The 13879-nt window shown below is 71.4% G+C and carries 16 protein-coding genes; 7 read left to right on the top strand and 9 right to left on the bottom strand.

The window, feature by feature from the left end; genetic code table 11:
- Positions 1–41: 41 nt before the first annotated feature.
- Positions 42–1241: a nickel pincer cofactor biosynthesis protein LarC gene (gene larC, locus Prum_RS39205; RefSeq protein ID WP_173081918.1), complete on the top strand. Its 1200-nt coding sequence runs from the start codon at positions 42–44 to the stop codon at positions 1239–1241.
- Between the two features lie 334 nt (positions 1242–1575).
- Here larC and Prum_RS39200 read toward each other — a convergent pair whose 3' ends face one another.
- The gene (locus Prum_RS39200) at positions 1576–2811 is read right to left on the bottom strand and encodes a cellulose-binding domain-containing protein (RefSeq protein WP_173081916.1); all 1236 of its coding nucleotides are present in this window, start codon (positions 2809–2811) and stop codon (positions 1576–1578) included.
- A 190-nt stretch (positions 2812–3001) separates the two neighbouring features.
- Between Prum_RS39200 and Prum_RS39195 the strand changes: the two genes are divergently transcribed.
- Positions 3002–4486: a PQQ-dependent sugar dehydrogenase gene (locus Prum_RS39195; protein ID WP_173081914.1), complete on the top strand. Its 1485-nt coding sequence runs from the start codon at positions 3002–3004 to the stop codon at positions 4484–4486.
- Here the strand turns inward: Prum_RS39195 and Prum_RS39190 are convergent.
- Genes Prum_RS39190 through Prum_RS39170 form a run of 5 tightly spaced genes read right to left on the bottom strand, consistent with a single transcriptional unit; the run spans position 4483 to position 8152 of the window.
- Positions 4483–5481: an aldo/keto reductase gene (locus Prum_RS39190; protein ID WP_173081912.1), complete on the bottom strand. Its 999-nt coding sequence runs from the start codon at positions 5479–5481 to the stop codon at positions 4483–4485. The genes Prum_RS39195 and Prum_RS39190 overlap by 4 nt on opposite strands.
- 34 nt (positions 5482–5515) lie before the next feature.
- The gene (locus Prum_RS39185; protein ID WP_173081910.1) at positions 5516–6187 is read right to left on the bottom strand and encodes a FadR/GntR family transcriptional regulator; all 672 of its coding nucleotides are present in this window, start codon (positions 6185–6187) and stop codon (positions 5516–5518) included.
- A 1-nt stretch (position 6188) separates the two neighbouring features.
- Positions 6189–7070 carry an amidohydrolase family protein gene (locus tag Prum_RS39180; protein ID WP_173081908.1) on the bottom strand — a complete coding sequence of 294 codons (882 nt, stop codon included), beginning with the start codon at positions 7068–7070 and terminating at the stop codon, positions 6189–6191.
- Entirely contained in the window at positions 7067–7378 is a 312-nt protein-coding gene (locus Prum_RS39175) for an L-rhamnose mutarotase (RefSeq protein ID WP_173081906.1), read from the bottom strand. Before Prum_RS39175 ends, Prum_RS39180 begins: the two co-directional genes overlap by 4 nt.
- Before the next feature lie 18 nt (positions 7379–7396).
- Positions 7397–8152: an SDR family NAD(P)-dependent oxidoreductase gene (locus Prum_RS39170; protein WP_173081904.1), complete on the bottom strand. Its 756-nt coding sequence runs from the start codon at positions 8150–8152 to the stop codon at positions 7397–7399.
- An 84-nt stretch (positions 8153–8236) separates the two neighbouring features.
- On the opposite strand from Prum_RS39170, the gene Prum_RS39165 reads away from it, so the two are divergent.
- The 3 genes from Prum_RS39165 to Prum_RS39155 all read left to right on the top strand — a co-directional run bounded on the left by Prum_RS39165 (position 8237) and on the right by Prum_RS39155 (position 10392).
- The gene (locus Prum_RS39165; protein ID WP_173081902.1) at positions 8237–8485 is read left to right on the top strand and encodes a helix-turn-helix domain-containing protein; all 249 of its coding nucleotides are present in this window, start codon (positions 8237–8239) and stop codon (positions 8483–8485) included.
- A gap of 179 nt (positions 8486–8664) precedes the next feature.
- Complete coding sequence (locus Prum_RS39160) at positions 8665–9918, top strand: low temperature requirement protein A (RefSeq protein ID WP_246278399.1); 1254 nt, start codon at positions 8665–8667, stop codon at positions 9916–9918.
- Positions 9919–10071: 153 nt separating this feature from the next.
- Positions 10072–10392 carry a GYD domain-containing protein gene (locus tag Prum_RS39155; RefSeq protein WP_173081900.1) on the top strand — a complete coding sequence of 107 codons (321 nt, stop codon included), beginning with the start codon at positions 10072–10074 and terminating at the stop codon, positions 10390–10392.
- A gap of 59 nt (positions 10393–10451) precedes the next feature.
- Here Prum_RS39155 and Prum_RS39150 read toward each other — a convergent pair whose 3' ends face one another.
- Positions 10452–10673, bottom strand: coding sequence for a hypothetical protein (locus tag Prum_RS39150; protein WP_173081898.1), 222 nt, complete (start codon positions 10671–10673; stop codon positions 10452–10454).
- Positions 10674–10762: 89 nt separating this feature from the next.
- Between Prum_RS39150 and Prum_RS39145 the strand changes: the two genes are divergently transcribed.
- The gene (locus Prum_RS39145; RefSeq protein WP_173081896.1) at positions 10763–11296 is read left to right on the top strand and encodes a SigE family RNA polymerase sigma factor; all 534 of its coding nucleotides are present in this window, start codon (positions 10763–10765) and stop codon (positions 11294–11296) included.
- The gene (locus Prum_RS39140; RefSeq protein ID WP_173081894.1) at positions 11293–12357 is read left to right on the top strand and encodes a TolB-like translocation protein; all 1065 of its coding nucleotides are present in this window, start codon (positions 11293–11295) and stop codon (positions 12355–12357) included. The genes Prum_RS39145 and Prum_RS39140 overlap by 4 nt, the downstream gene beginning before the upstream one ends.
- Here the strand turns inward: Prum_RS39140 and Prum_RS39135 are convergent.
- Entirely contained in the window at positions 12332–13351 is a 1020-nt protein-coding gene (locus tag Prum_RS39135) for an amidohydrolase family protein (RefSeq protein ID WP_173081892.1), read from the bottom strand. The two genes, Prum_RS39140 and Prum_RS39135, sit on opposite strands and share 26 nt — an antisense overlap.
- Positions 13348–13872: a 3-hydroxyanthranilate 3,4-dioxygenase gene (locus Prum_RS39130; RefSeq protein WP_173081890.1), complete on the bottom strand. Its 525-nt coding sequence runs from the start codon at positions 13870–13872 to the stop codon at positions 13348–13350. Before Prum_RS39130 ends, Prum_RS39135 begins: the two co-directional genes overlap by 4 nt.
- Between the last annotated feature and the right edge of the window lie 7 nt (positions 13873–13879).

Here is a 13879-nt window from a genome sequence, read left to right as displayed (position 1 = left end):
CGGCGCGGGGTGGCCGCGGCCCGGATCGCCCGGCGCGCTCGATGAGCGCACTGTGGGTGGACGCCTCCAACGGGGCGGCCGGAGACATGCTGTTGGCCGCACTCGTGGACGCCGGCGCGTCACTGTCCACTGTGCGTTCCGGGCTGGACACTCTCGGCCTGCCTCTGTCCGTGGAGATCTCGCCGGTGCGGCGTCACGGGTTCCGGGCCTCCTACGCCCTCGTTACCTCTCCCGCGGAGTCGCACGTCCATCGTGGACTGTCCGATGTGCTTGCCCTGCTTTCCCCGCTCCCCGGCCCCGTGGGCGGCTTCGCGCGGGACGTCTTCACCCGGCTGGCCGAAGCGGAGGCCCGCGTGCACGGCACCGGCGTGGACCAGGTGCACTTCCACGAGGTGGGCGCGCTCGACGCGATCGCCGACGTGGCCGGCTGCGCCCTGGCCCTGCACGACCTGGACCTGCTGGCCGCCCCGGTGCGCGTGGTCTCCCCCGTCGCGGTCGGCTCCGGCACCGTCCACACGGCACACGGCCCGCTCCCGGTGCCCGCGCCCGCCGTCGTCGAACTGCTCGCCGGAGCCGGCGCGCCGATCGCCGCCCACAACGCGACAATGGAACTGTGCACCCCCACCGGCGCCGCCCTGCTGGCCACGCTCGCGACCGCCTGGGGCCCGCCGCCGGCCATGACACCGCGCGCGGTCGGCGTCGGCGCCGGCACCGCCGACCCGCCGGGCCACCCCAACGTGGTACGCGTGCTGGTGGGCGCCCCTTCCGGGGCCCCTTCCTCCGCTGACTGGATCTCCAGCGATCTGATGCAGGTCGAGGCCACGGTGGACGACCTGGACCCGCGGGTGTGGCCGGATCTACTGTCGCAACTGCGCGACGTCGGCGCCGCGGACGCCTGGTGCGTGCCGGCGCTGATGCGCAAGGGCCGCCCCGGGCAGGTGCTCACGGTGCTCGTCGACGCGGCCCGGGTCGACCTGGTGTGCCGGGTCGTGTTCACCCAGACCACCACGCTCGGCGTACGCCTCCAGGCGGTGTCGCGCCGGGCCCTGCGCCGCGACGAGGTCTCCGTCGCGGTGGCCGGCCACCCCGTCCGGGTCAAGCGCGGCCACCTCGGCGACCAGGTCGTGACCGTCCAACCTGAGTACGACGACGCCCTGGCCGTAGCCCACGCCACCGCCCTCCCCGTGGCCGACGTCCTCGCGACCGCCCGCTCCGCCGCCACCCCCGAACACCCACGGTGATCCGGGGCTTTTGCCGTGGGCTTTGCCGTCGATCAAGGGCATATGGTCGTGCTTTGATCTCTTTTCCACGACCATATGCCCTTGATCGACGGGGTTTCCCTTGATCGACTCGGGGTGAGCGCCCTGCGCGGTGGCCCTGAACACCGAAGACTACGTACGCCTCACCCGGCCCCGCCTCGCCTCCCTGACCGCCTAGCCGGGCCTGCCCTTCGGCGTTCGCGATCAAGGACTTTCGCGCCGATCAAGGGCGAACGGTCGTGGATCGGAGATCGAACCACGACCGTTCGCCCTTGATCGACGTGCTCAGGCGGGCCGCGACGTGCTTAGGGCGGGGTTAGTAGCCGTACCTGGACTTCAGGTGGCGCCACCAGTCGCGGAACATCCACTTGTCGAACTCGGTGATCGTGCTGGCGCTGCCCGCCTTCATGATGAAGCAGCACTGGCCGGTCGGGGTCCAGTCGTAGAAGTCGTCCAACCCATACGTATGGCCCAGTTCGTGCAGGAAGATGTGGATGTTGTCGGAGTTCAGGGCGCCCATGAAGTACTCGCTGCCGACGCGCTGTCCCCAGTCTCCGCCGGCACCTCCGCCGAACCCGGCCGTGAGCCACAGCGAGTGGTCGTAGTGCCGCGCCGCGCCGCCCGGGCAGTTCGGGTACGTGCCGCCCTGGTTGAAGAAGCGACCGCACGGCTCCGAGCACTGTGGAGCGTTCTCGCGGATGTTGTTGACGTAGATGTCGACCGAGGTGTCCGACCACTGTAGCTGCGCGCGGTCCCGCACGGCCCAGCCGACGACCCGCACCGGAACGTCGGTATACGGCCAGTTGTTGTGGCCGACCATGACGTCCATCCACTTCTTGTACTGCCGCTGCAGGGCGGCGTGGATCTGGTCGCGCTGCGTCGCCGTCACCGAGGCGGACGAGTCCCACCGGACGCAGTAGTTGATGTAGCCCCGGTTGGCCAGAAGCTGGTCCCAGCCGTAGTTCCGGAAGCCGTACAGGTTGCCGTTGTTGTAGGTCTGCTCCTGGTGCGTCCAGACCTCGTTGAGCGGCTGTACCAGGTTGGACGGCGGGTTCCAGCCGCTGGTGGGCGGCGGCGTCGTCGGGGGTGCGGTGGTGGGCGGCGCCGTGGTCGGCGGGGCGGTCGTCGGGGCTCCGGTGGTCGGCGTGACCGAACCCGTACAGGTCGTGCCGTTGACGGCGAACGACGTCGGGCTGGTGTTCGTCGTGCTGAACTGGCCGTTGAAGCCGAACGACACCGAGGCGTTGGTGGCCACCGACCCGTTGTAGCTCATGTTGGCCGCGGCGACCTGGCTGCCGCTCTGCGTCACGGTGGCGTTCCACGCCTGGGTGATCGACTGCCCGGACGGGAACGCCCAGGTCAGCCGCCAACTGGTGAGCGGGTCGCCAAGGTTCGTGATGCTGACGTTGGCGGTGAAGCCGCCGCTCCACTGGGACGGGACGGAATACGTCACCCGGCACCCGGCCGCGGCGGCCTGGGCCACCACGGTGGTGCCGATGCCGGCGGCCACCGCGACGGCAGCGACGCCGGCCGTTAGGACGGCACGTTTCATCGTGCTCCTCGCATGTTCTCGTGCGACCCCGCCCGGCGACCGCTGGATAGTTGAGGGCCTATACATACCACGAAGACAGCGAAGATCACGAATTCGTTCCGTGCGCGAGCGTTTCTCGACCCGCCCCTTGATCACGGGGTGGCGGGACACCCATCGGGCGGATATTGTCCCGTCAACGATGGGAGTGAATATGTTGCGACGTCGATGGGCGGCCGCGGCCGTCACGGTGGTCGTCGTCGGTGCGCTGCTGACCCCCACCGGGCCGGCCCACGCCGACGTCGTACCCCTCGATCAGCTCACGATGACCACGACGCAGGTGGCCTTCGGCCTCCAGCGCCCGACGGCCATCGCCGGCATCGACAACGGCCGCCTGCTCATAACCGAAAAGCCCGGGACCATCCGGGTGTACGACCCGGCCAGCGGCCTGGCCAGCACGCCGGTCCTCGACATCTCCGCGCGCGTCGACGTCTCCGGCAACGAGCGCGGCCTGCTCGGCGTCGCCGTGGCCGCCGACTTCGGCAATACCCAGACGGTGTACGTCGCCTACACCGCCCTGCCCGACGGCACGCTCACCCTCTCCCGCGTCCGCCTCGGCGACGCCGCCAGCGAGCAGGTCATCCTCACCCAGCCGCACAGCCAGTTCGGCAACCACAACGGCGGGCAGGTGGCCTTCGGCAGCGACGGCTACCTGTACTGGAGCCTCGGCGACGGCGGCTCGGCGAACGACCCGCTGGCCAGCGGACAGAGCCTGGCCACGCTGCTCGGCAAGATCGTGCGGCTGGACGTGAGCCGTTCCTGCGACGGGCGCAACTACTGCGTACCCGAGGACAACCCGTTCGTCGGCCAGGCCGGCGCCCGCGCGGAGATCTGGACGTACGGCCTGCGCAACCCGTGGCGGTTCTCGTTCGACCCGGCGGGCGGTTCACTGTGGATCGCCGACGTCGGCCAGGGCACCACCGAGGAGGTCAACCACCTGGCCGCGAACCAGGGCGGCGCCAACCTCGGCTGGTCCTGCCGCGAAGGGCTCGCGGTGTTCAACGCGGACCGGTGCGTGGCCGGCGCGACGTACGTCGACCCGGTGCACACCACCCGCACCTCGTTCGACGGGTGCGCGGTGATCGGCGGCTACGTGTACCGGGGTTCGCAGTTCGCCAGCCTGGCGGCGGGCACCTACGTGCACACCGACTACTGCTCGGCCGCCGTGTGGGCGGTCCGCCAGAAGGCCGACGGCACCCACGAGAGCGCCCGCATCGCGGAGCTGGACACCGTCCAGCCGACCAGCCTCGGCGTCGACTCCAACGGCGAGCTGTACCTGGTCAACGACCTGCCCGGCCAGCTGCACAAGCTGTCGTTCGCCCGGGTGGTGAAGTGCACGGTCAGCTACACCACGCAGACCTGGGGCACCGGCTTCCTGGCCAACGTCACGGTCACCAACACCAGCACCGCCCCGATCAACGGCTGGACGCTCGGCTGGACGTACCCGGGTCCGCAGAAGGTGGGCAGCGCCTGGAACGCCACGGTGACCCAGAACGGCGCGGCCGTCACCGCCCGAAACGCCAACTGGAACGGCACGATAGCGCCGGGTGCGTCCGTGACGTTCGGCTTCCTGGGTACGCCCGGCGGCACGCAGCCGCCGCCCACCACCTTCACCCTCAACGGCGGGACCTGTAGTTAGGCTCCGGCCTCGGCCAACCGCCGCAGCTGCTCGGCGCTCAGCTTGACGTCGAGCGCCGGCAGCGCGGCGGCGTACTGCTCGACGGTCCGGGGGCCGATGAGCGTGACCATCGTCGGGTCGTCCTGGTGCAGCAGCCAGGCGATGACGAGCTGGTTGGGGGTGACGCCGACCTCGGCGGCCACCTCGGTCAGCACCGCGATGCGCGCCTCGGCGTCCGGCCCCTCGTACGGCTCCATGATGCCGTGGCCGCGCCGCTTCTCCGGGTCGTCGTAGACGCCCTTGAGGATCGGCGAGTACGCGACCAGCGTCAGCTCGGGGTTGGCCCGCAGGAAGTCCATCTGCTCGTCGTCCACGATGGACGCGTGCTGCAGCCCCGCCCGGCGGCGCAGGTAGCTGTGCTGCTGCTGGAGGGCCACCGGCGCCGGCAGGCCGTACCGGTCGGCGAGCTGGCGGATCCGCTCCAGGCGCCACGTGCGCACATTGGACCAGCCGATGTAGCGCGCCTTGCCGGCCTTGACGATGTCGCCCAGCGCACCGAGCGTCTCCTCCAGCGGCGTGGACCGGTCGTCGACGTGGACGTAGTACAGGTCGACGTGGTCGGTGCCGAGCCGCCGCAGGCTGTCGTCGATGGCCCGGCGCAGCGTGTCGCCGCCGGCGCCCTCGAAGTTGCGGGCGATCAGGTCCCAGGACTTGCCGCGCACCTCGTCGGGGTCGTGCACCCACGCGCTGCCCTTGGTGGCGAGGAAGACGTCGTCCCGCTTGCCGGTCCGGGCAAACCAGCGGCCGAGCAGCTCCTCGCTCTCGCCGCCCTGGTCGCCCGGCCGGGTCCACCACGCGTAGCAGTTGGCGGTGTCGATGAAGTTGCCGCCCGCGCCCGCGTACCGGTCGAGGATCTCGAACGACGACTCCTCGTCGGTGAGCGTGCCCATCAGCATCGCGCCGAGGGCGAGCTGGCTGACCCGCTCGCCGGTGTTTCCCAAGGTCACGGTATTCATGAGAGTGACGCTACGACTTCGAGTGCGCGCGAAGTCAAAGGGCGCGGCGGAGCCAGTCTTCGACGCCGGCCACGTGCACCGTGGCCCAGGACCGGGCCAGCTCGGGCTGGCGCGCCGCGATGGCCTCGAGGATCGCCGCGTGCTGCTCGCGGGTCTTGGCCACCGCGCCCTCCTGGGTGAGGCCGCGCCAGATGCGGGCCCGGGTGGTCGGCCCGGAGAGGCTGTCGATCAGGGAGCAGAGCACGCCGTTGCCGGCCCCCGCCGCGATCCGGCGGTGGAACTCCAGGTCGTTGGCCACCAGCGCGTCGACGGTGGGGGCCTCGCCCAGTTCGTCCATGAGGACGCGCAGCTCCGCGATGTCCGCCTCGGTCATCCGCTGCGCGGCGAGCGCCGCGGCGCCCGGCTCCAGGATGCGGCGTACCTCGAAGAACTCCAGCACGGTGTCGTCGCGGTGGAAGTCGACCACGAAGCTCAGCGCGTCCAGCAGCAGGCCGGGGGCGAGGCTGGTGACGTACGTGCCGTCGCCCTGGCGCACGTCGAGGACGCGGATCAGGGACAGCGCCTTGACCGCCTCGCGCAGGGAGTTGCGGGACAGGCCGAGGCGTTCGGCGAGGTCGGCCTCGCGGGGCAGGCGGTCGCCGGGCCGCAGGTCGCCGGCCACGATCATGCCCTTGATCTTCTCGATCGCCTCGTCGGTGACCGCCACCTCAGCCTCCTTGTTCGACGAGGTACGGAGCCAGATCGTACGTCCGGATCGCCGTGTCGCCGTACACCGCCGCCCGCTCGGCCCGCGTCAACGCGGGCAGCGCCGCGTCCAGGGCAGCCCGCACCCGGGGGTACGTCGCGGCGAGCAGGCACACCGGCCAGTCCGAGCCGTACATCAGCCGGTCCGGACCGAACAGCTCGACCGCGGTCTCGACGTACGGGCGCAGATCCTCGACCGTCCACGTGGTCCAGTCCGCCTCGGTGACCAGCCCGGACAGCTTCGCCGTGACGTTCGGGTGGGCGGCGAGGGCGGCCAGCGCGCCCGCCCAGCCGTCCAGGCCGCGCTCCCGACTGTGCTTCCTACTGATCTGTGGCTTGCCCAGGTGGTCCAGCACGAACCGGACCTGCGGCAGATCGCCCGCCAGCCGGGCCGCCGCCGGGATCTGGTCCGCGCGCAACACCAGGTCGAACGGCAGTCCAGCGGCCGCCACGGTACGCAGGCCGCGGCGCACATCGGGCCGGTCGAGGTACCCGGGATCGGCCTCGCCCTGCACCTGAGACCGGACGCCGACCAGGTGCGACCCGCCCGGCAGCGCGCGGTAGCCGGCGAGGGTGTCGGCCAGCGCCGGGTCGGCCGGGTCCGCCCACGCCACCACGCCCGCGATCCGCGGCGTCTGTTCCGCGTACGCCAGCAGCACGGCCGCCTCACCGGTGTCCTCCCGACCGCCCTCCACCAGGACGGTGCGGTCCACATCGGACCCGTCGAGCGCGGCGTCGAGGTCCGCGGGGCCGAAGGTGCGCCGGATCGGGGCGAGCGCGGGTGCTTCGAGCCACGCGTAGCCCTCGCCGATCCGCCACAGGTGGTGGTGGGCGTCGACGGTCATGGCAGCTGCCACACCAGGCGCAGCCCGGAGTCGTTGCCGGAGTAGTCGTCCTCGACCTCCAGCAGCTCCGCCATCCGCGCCTGCCACGGTACGTTCGCCGGGTGGTCGCGCAGCGCCGCCCGCATGGCCCGGTAGTCCTCGACGTCGACGAGGTGGAAGAGGTCCCGGCCGTCCCGCCAGATCCGCCAGGCGTGTACGCCCGCGGCGCGCAGGGCGGCGTCCAACTCCGCTGGAATGGTGGAGTGCACCTCCTCGTACTCGATCTCCTTGCCCGGCTTGAGCCGGGTGTGCAGCGCGATACGCTCCATGCCGGTCCTCCGATGTTTTTAGGGGGTGCGCATCCGCAGGCCCTGCATGCCGCCGTCGACGGCGAGCACCGCGCCGGTGGTGGCGCCGGCGAGCGGGCTGGCGAGGTACGCGATGGCGGCCGCCACCTCGTCCGCGCTGACCAGCCGCCCGGTGGGCTGGCGGGCCTCCAGCGCGGCCAGTTCGGCGGCCGGGTCGGGCGCGGCCTCCAGCAGGCGCCGCACCCAGGGAGTGTCCACAGTGGCCGGGTTGACGCAGTTGACCCGGATGCCCTCGCGGACGTGGTCGGCGGCCATGGCGAGGGTCAGCGACTGCACGGCGCCCTTGCTGGCGCTGTAGAGCGCGCGCTGCGGCAGCCCGGCCGTGGCCGCGATCGAGCAGGTGTTGACGACGGCGGCGTGCCGGGACGCGCGCAGGCGCGGCAGCGCGGCCCGGGTGGTGCGGACCATGCCGACCACGTTGACGTCGAGCACCCGCAGCCACTCGTCGTCCGGGTTGGTCTCGACCGTGCCCCGCGCGCCGATGCCGGCGTTGTTCACCAGCACGTCGAGGCCGCCCAGCGCGTCCACCGCGGCGGCGACGGCGGCCCGCACCGACGCGTCGTCGCGCACGTCCGCCGCGAAGCCCAGCAGCGGCTCGGGCAGGCCGTCCGGCTCAAGATCGAGGCAGGCCACCCGGGCGCCCCGGGCGGCGAGCAGCGCCGCCGTGGCGAGCCCGATCCCGGACGCGCCGCCGGTCACGATGGCCGCGAGGCCGTCGAACTCGCCATTCCGCATACATCGGATGTTTACCAGGTCACTACGGCGCCGTCAAAACCATCGGCATGGCGAGTATTTTAATACCAGGACTATTATCTGACCATGGTCAGGACCCCGTTGACGGAGGCGGAACGCCGGCGCGGCCGCGCGCTCGGCCTCGCCCTGCAGCGTGCCCGCGGGCGGCGCAGCGCGGCCGAGGTGGCCCTCGCCGCCGGGATCAGCCTCGACACCCTCCGCAAGATCGAGCGCGGGGCGATCGCGACACCGGCGTTCTTCACCGTGGTGGCGCTGGCCCGCGCGCTGCGCCTAGACCTGGACACCTTGGCCCAGGTCGAGGACGCCGCCGCCTAGCCCTCCCGCCCCCTTGCCGCGCTCCCGTGCCCTTTTTTTGGCGTCGATCAAGGGCGAATGGCCGTGGTTTGATCTCCGATCCGCGACCATATGCCCTTGATCGACGCGAAAGTCCTTGATCGGCGCGCGCCGGCCCGGTTCCGCTTTGGGGTGGCCGGGCGACGCCTTAGGGTGGCGGCGTGACGCGTCCCGTACCGACCCGCCGGCCCTGGTACCGGCCGATGGTGGCCCGCCACCCCGACCAGCCGCACCGCGTGGCCACGCCGCTGGAGCTCTTCTTCGACCTGTGCTTCGTGGTCGCCGTCGCGCAGGCGGCCGGTGCGCTGCACCACGACGTCACCGCAGACCACATCGGGCACGCGGTGCCCAGCTACCTGATGGTGTTCTTCGCGATCTGGTGGGCGTGGATGAACTTCACCTGGTTCGCGTCCGCGTACGACACCGACGACGACATCTACCGGCTCACCACGCTGGTGCAGATCGCCGGCGCGCTGGTGCTGGCCGCCGGCGTTCCGCGCGCGTTCAAGGACGCCGACTTCACCGTCATCACGTACGGCTACGTGCTGATGCGGCTGGCCATGGTGGTGCAGTGGCTGCGGGTCGCCCGGTCCGACCCGGAGCGCCGGTCGGCCGCGCTGCGGTACGCCGGCGGCATTACGGTGGTGCAGCTCGGCTGGGTGCTGCGGCTCCACCTGCCGGACAGCCTGCTGACGGTCAGCTTCGTGCTGCTCGTCCTCGCCGACCTCGCCGTGCCCATCTGGGCCGAACGGCTCCAGAAGACCACCTGGCACCCGCACCACATCGCCGAGCGGTACGGCCTGTTCACCATCATCGTGCTCGGCGAGTCGATCCTGGCCGCGAGCATCGCCGTCCAGTCCGCCGTGGACGCGGACCTCGGCGACGCCGGGCTGTTGACGCTCGCCTGCGCCGGCATCGTCGTCGTGTTCGCGATGTGGTGGCTCTACTTCGATCGGCCCGCCCACGATCTGCTGACCTCGTTCCGGGCCGGCATCCTCTGGGGGTACGGCCACTACCTGATCTTCGCGTCCGCGGCCGCGGTCGGCGCCGGCCTCGCGGTCGCCGTCGACCACGAGATCCACGTGTCCCACCTGGGCTCGGTCGCCACCGGCTACGCGGTCGCGGTACCGGTCACGGTGTACCTGGTGAGCGTCTGGCTGCTGCACGTGTGGCCGCACCAGCGCGGCCCGAGCACCGTCGCGTACCCGCTGACCGCCGTCCTGGTCCTGGTGGCCCCGCTGACCCCCGCCCCGCTCCCCTGGTCGCCGCCCTGCTGGCCCTCCTGGTCGCGGTCACGGTCGTGGTCGCCCGCCGCACCCACCCCGCCCCCGCGCCCACCGACCCCGACCCCGACCCCGTCGATCAAGGGCAAACGGCCGTGGATTGATCTCCAAACCACGACCATTCGCCCTTGATCGACGCCAAAACCCTTGATCGACGCCAAACCCTTGCGGGCCTGACCGCGCCGGGGTGAGGCTGGAGGGTGGATCGCGCACGCGCTCCGAGACCGCCGGGCCCACACCCGTCCTGTAGCGGTCCGGCACCGCCTACTCAAGGACGGTGATCCCATGCCCAAATTTCTGATCAAGGCGAGCTACACCCTCGACGGGCTCCGCGGGGTGCTCAAGAACGGTGGCAGCAGCCGCGCCGACGCCGTTCGCAAGACGGCCGAGAGCGTCGGCGGCCACATGGATACGTTCTACTTCGCCTTCGGCGACGACGACGCCTTCGTGATCTGCGACCTGCCGGACAACAAGGCCGCCGCGGCGGTGGCCTTCACGGTGGGCGCCGCCGGCGGCGCCACCACCAAGACCGTAGTCCTGCTCACTCCTGAGGAGGTGGACGCCGCAACCCACCAGAAAGTCGACTACACGGCCCCGGGCGCCTAGTCGCACCCCCGACTCGCGGGTTTGTGAACGTTTCCTGTCGCCGGAGCAGCAGGAAACGTTCACAAACCCCGACCGAGATCCCACAGGCGCGCGACGGCGATGGGATCCGCGCTCACGTGGTGCAGGTGCCGGAGGACCAGGTAGTCGGCTATCCGCCAGAGGGTTTCCTCCACCGCCGCCAGGTCCTCCGCGTCCAGGTCGGGTCGGCGGCGCGCCAGCCGTTCCCGCTCCGCGTGCACGATGCCCCCGACTCGGTGCGCAAGATCGTTATGCGTGGCCACGCCAGCAGAGTATTACTACATTTCGTAGTAGTCATCGCCCCCAAGGGAAGCCAGCCAACCTTCCCGGGGCATCCCGCGTTTAACAGCGCATGGATCGGTACGAAGGGCTGCGCGAGTTCGTGCTCACCCGGGGCCCCTCGCTGTCCCGCACCGCGTACCTGCTGACCGGCGACCACCAACACGCCGAGGATCTGCTGCAGCAGGCGCTCACCAAGACGGCCGCGCACTGGCGCCGGGTCCTCGCCGGCGGCAACCCGGAGGGCTACGTCCGCCGCGTCATGGTCAACGAGCGCACCTCGCGGTGGCGCCGGCGCCGCTACCTCGAGGTCAGCGGCCCGGCCGCCGACGAGGTGCTCGCCGCCGGCCCGCCGTCAGGTCCGAGCGACGAGGCCGAGTCAGCGGTACGACGGATAGGGCTGCGCCGGGCATTGGCCGCGTTGCCGCCGCGGCAGCGCGCCGTGATCGTCCTGCGGTTCTTCGAGGATCTGACCGAGGCGCAGACCGCCGAACTCATGGGCTGCTCGACCGGCACCGTGAAGTCCCAGACCCATGCCGCCCTCAACCGGCTGCGCGCGCTCGCGCCGGAACTGCTCGCCGACTTCGCACCGGAGGTGACCCCGTGACCACCAACCGTCTGTCGCAGGCCCTCGACGACCTGTCGACCGAAGCCGGCTCGTACGCCAGCTACGACGCCGTGGTCGCCGCGACCGGACGGCGCCGCCGCCGGCGTACCGTGCTGATGGCAGCCGCCGCGGTGCTCGCGGTCTCGCTCGGCGGCGGCGTGGTCGCGGCCCTGGGGGCAAGCGCGCCACCGCCGGCGCCCGTGGCCGCATGGCCGGAGCCGGACGCACCGCCGCGGCCCCTGCCCGCGACGGGCGCCGTCGGCCGGGGCGCGTTCGCCTACAGCACCTGTGTGGACGACGCCACCTGCGGCAGCTGGCTCGTCACCGACGACGGGAGCCGGTACGCGCTGCCCAACCCGGGAAAGCTGTCCCCGGACGGCCGGTGGCTGGGCTACGGCCTGTCGCCGGACAAGTATCTGGTCCGCGACCTGACCGGCGACACAGTCTGGACGGTGACGGGCGGCATGGGCGGCGTGGTGTGGTCGACGGACAGCCGGTGGCTACTGCTGACCGACGGCACAGAGCCGCGCCAGAAGTGGTATCTGCGCCTCGACACCCGCACCGGCGAGCAGCGCACGTCGGACGTGCCGTTCGGGTTCGCCGACGCGGTGCTGCCCAGCGGCGAGGTGCTCTACACGGCGGACCCGTTCACGACCGGCAAGCAGCTGCTGCTGACCCGGTACGACCCGGCGACCGGAGCCAAGGCCGAGATCCAGCTCGCGGCGGGCGACAAGGAGTCCGCTGTGGAGCCCGACGGGCAGCGACACACCGTCGTGGCCGGACCCGGCAACACCGTCCTCATCGGACTGTTCAGCCCGGACCTGACCGCGCTGCTGGAGTACGACCTGGGCACCACCGACATGATCGCCCGGCACGAGGTGCCCGAGCAGGCCGGCGAGTGGCAGCTGATCGGCTACCTGCCCACCGACGGGATCGTGCTGACCCGGTGCGACGACGAGATGACCGACGTGGTGCTGCTGAACCCGGTCAGCGGGGAGTCCCGCGTCGTGCTCACCCTGCCGGGCAAGGCGGGCGTCACGCTGGCGGCGTCGGACCGGTGAGCCCCAGGAAGCGGTGCGCGTTGCCGGACAGCAGCTTCTCGCGCTGGGCGTCGGTCAGGAAGTCCGCCTTGCGGATGACCTGGCCGGCCGGCCGCTCGCCCAGCGGGTACGGGTAGTCGCTGCCCAGCAGCACGTGGTCCTCCCCCACGACCGACACCAGCAGCCGCAGGGCCGCCGGGTCGAACACGACGGTGTCCACGCAGAACCGTCCGATGTAGTGGCTGGGCGGGAAGGCGGAGCCGCCGCGGACCACGTCGCCGCGGCGGTGCCAGGCGTTGTCGGCCCGCCCCAGCCAGAACGGGAAGCTCCCGCCGCCGTGCGCGAAACACAGCCGCAGCGTCTCGGGCACCTCGTCGAAGACGCCGCCGAGGATCATCGCGAGCACGGACAGGTGGGTCTCCGCGGGCATGCCGGTCAACCAGCGGGCCATCCACCGGTCCAGCCGTGGCCCGTCCGGCATGTCCCACGGGTGCACGAAGACGGGCGCGCCCACCTCGGCGCAGTGCCGCAGGAACGCCACGATCCCCGGGTCGTCCAGGTCGCGGTCGCCGACGTGGTTGCCGATCTCGACGCCCGCGTGCCCGGCGGCCAGGCACCGGTCCAGCTCCGCGCAGGCCGCGTCCGGGTCCTGCAGCGGCACCTGGCAGAACGGCACCAGGCGCGGCCCGCCCGCCGTGGCGCACTCCAGCGTCAGGTCGTTGAAGATGCGCGCGACCTTGATGGCCTGGGCGGCCGGGCGCTCGTATGAGAAGAAGACCGGGGTGGGCGAGACCACCTGGACGTCGACGCCGTCGTCGTCCATGTCGGACAGCCGGGTGGGCGGGTCCCAGCAGTTCGCGCCGATCGGCCGGAACTCGGTCTCGCCCACCATGATCATGGCTTCGCGCTCGGAGTCGAGGCGCAGCCAGGGCCAGCCGGTGCCGCCCGCCTCAACGCTCAGATCCGGCCAGCCCTTGGGTACGACGTGCGTGTGCACGTCGACGACTCTGTTCATCCCTTACCGGGGTGCAGCGTGCCGCACTTGTCGCAGGTGCGGGCCTGCTCGTCGGCGTAGAACGCGCCGAACACCGGCGGCAGGTCCTGCACGATGTCCCGCACCTGGAGCTCCACCTCGTGGACGACGTTGCCGCACTCCGCGCAGTACCACTGGAACTTCTCCAGCGTGCCCTCCTCGCGGACCCGCTCGACGACCAGCCCGACCGAGCCGACCTCGGGGCGCTGCGGCGAGTGCGGCATGTTGCCGGGCAGCACCCACATGTCGCCCTCCTTGATGTGGACGGTGTCCGGCCCGTCCGGCGTCATCACGTTCAGGTGCATGTTGCCCTTGATCTGGTAGAAGAACTCCTCGTACGGGTCGACGTGGAAGTCGGTGCGCTGGTTGGGCCCGCCGACGACCATCACGATGAAGTCCGCCCCGGTGGGAAACATCTGCTTGTTGCCCACCGGCGGCTTGAGCAGGTGCTGGTTGTCCTTGAGCCAGTCCGGGAAGCTCACCGGCTGCGCGACGTCGGACATGGCGAAA

The sequence above is a fragment of the Phytohabitans rumicis genome (assembly GCF_011764445.1).
GTDB classification, from domain to species: Bacteria; Actinomycetota; Actinomycetes; order Mycobacteriales; family Micromonosporaceae; genus Phytohabitans; species Phytohabitans rumicis.
This window is presented reverse-complemented; position numbering and strand designations above follow the sequence as displayed.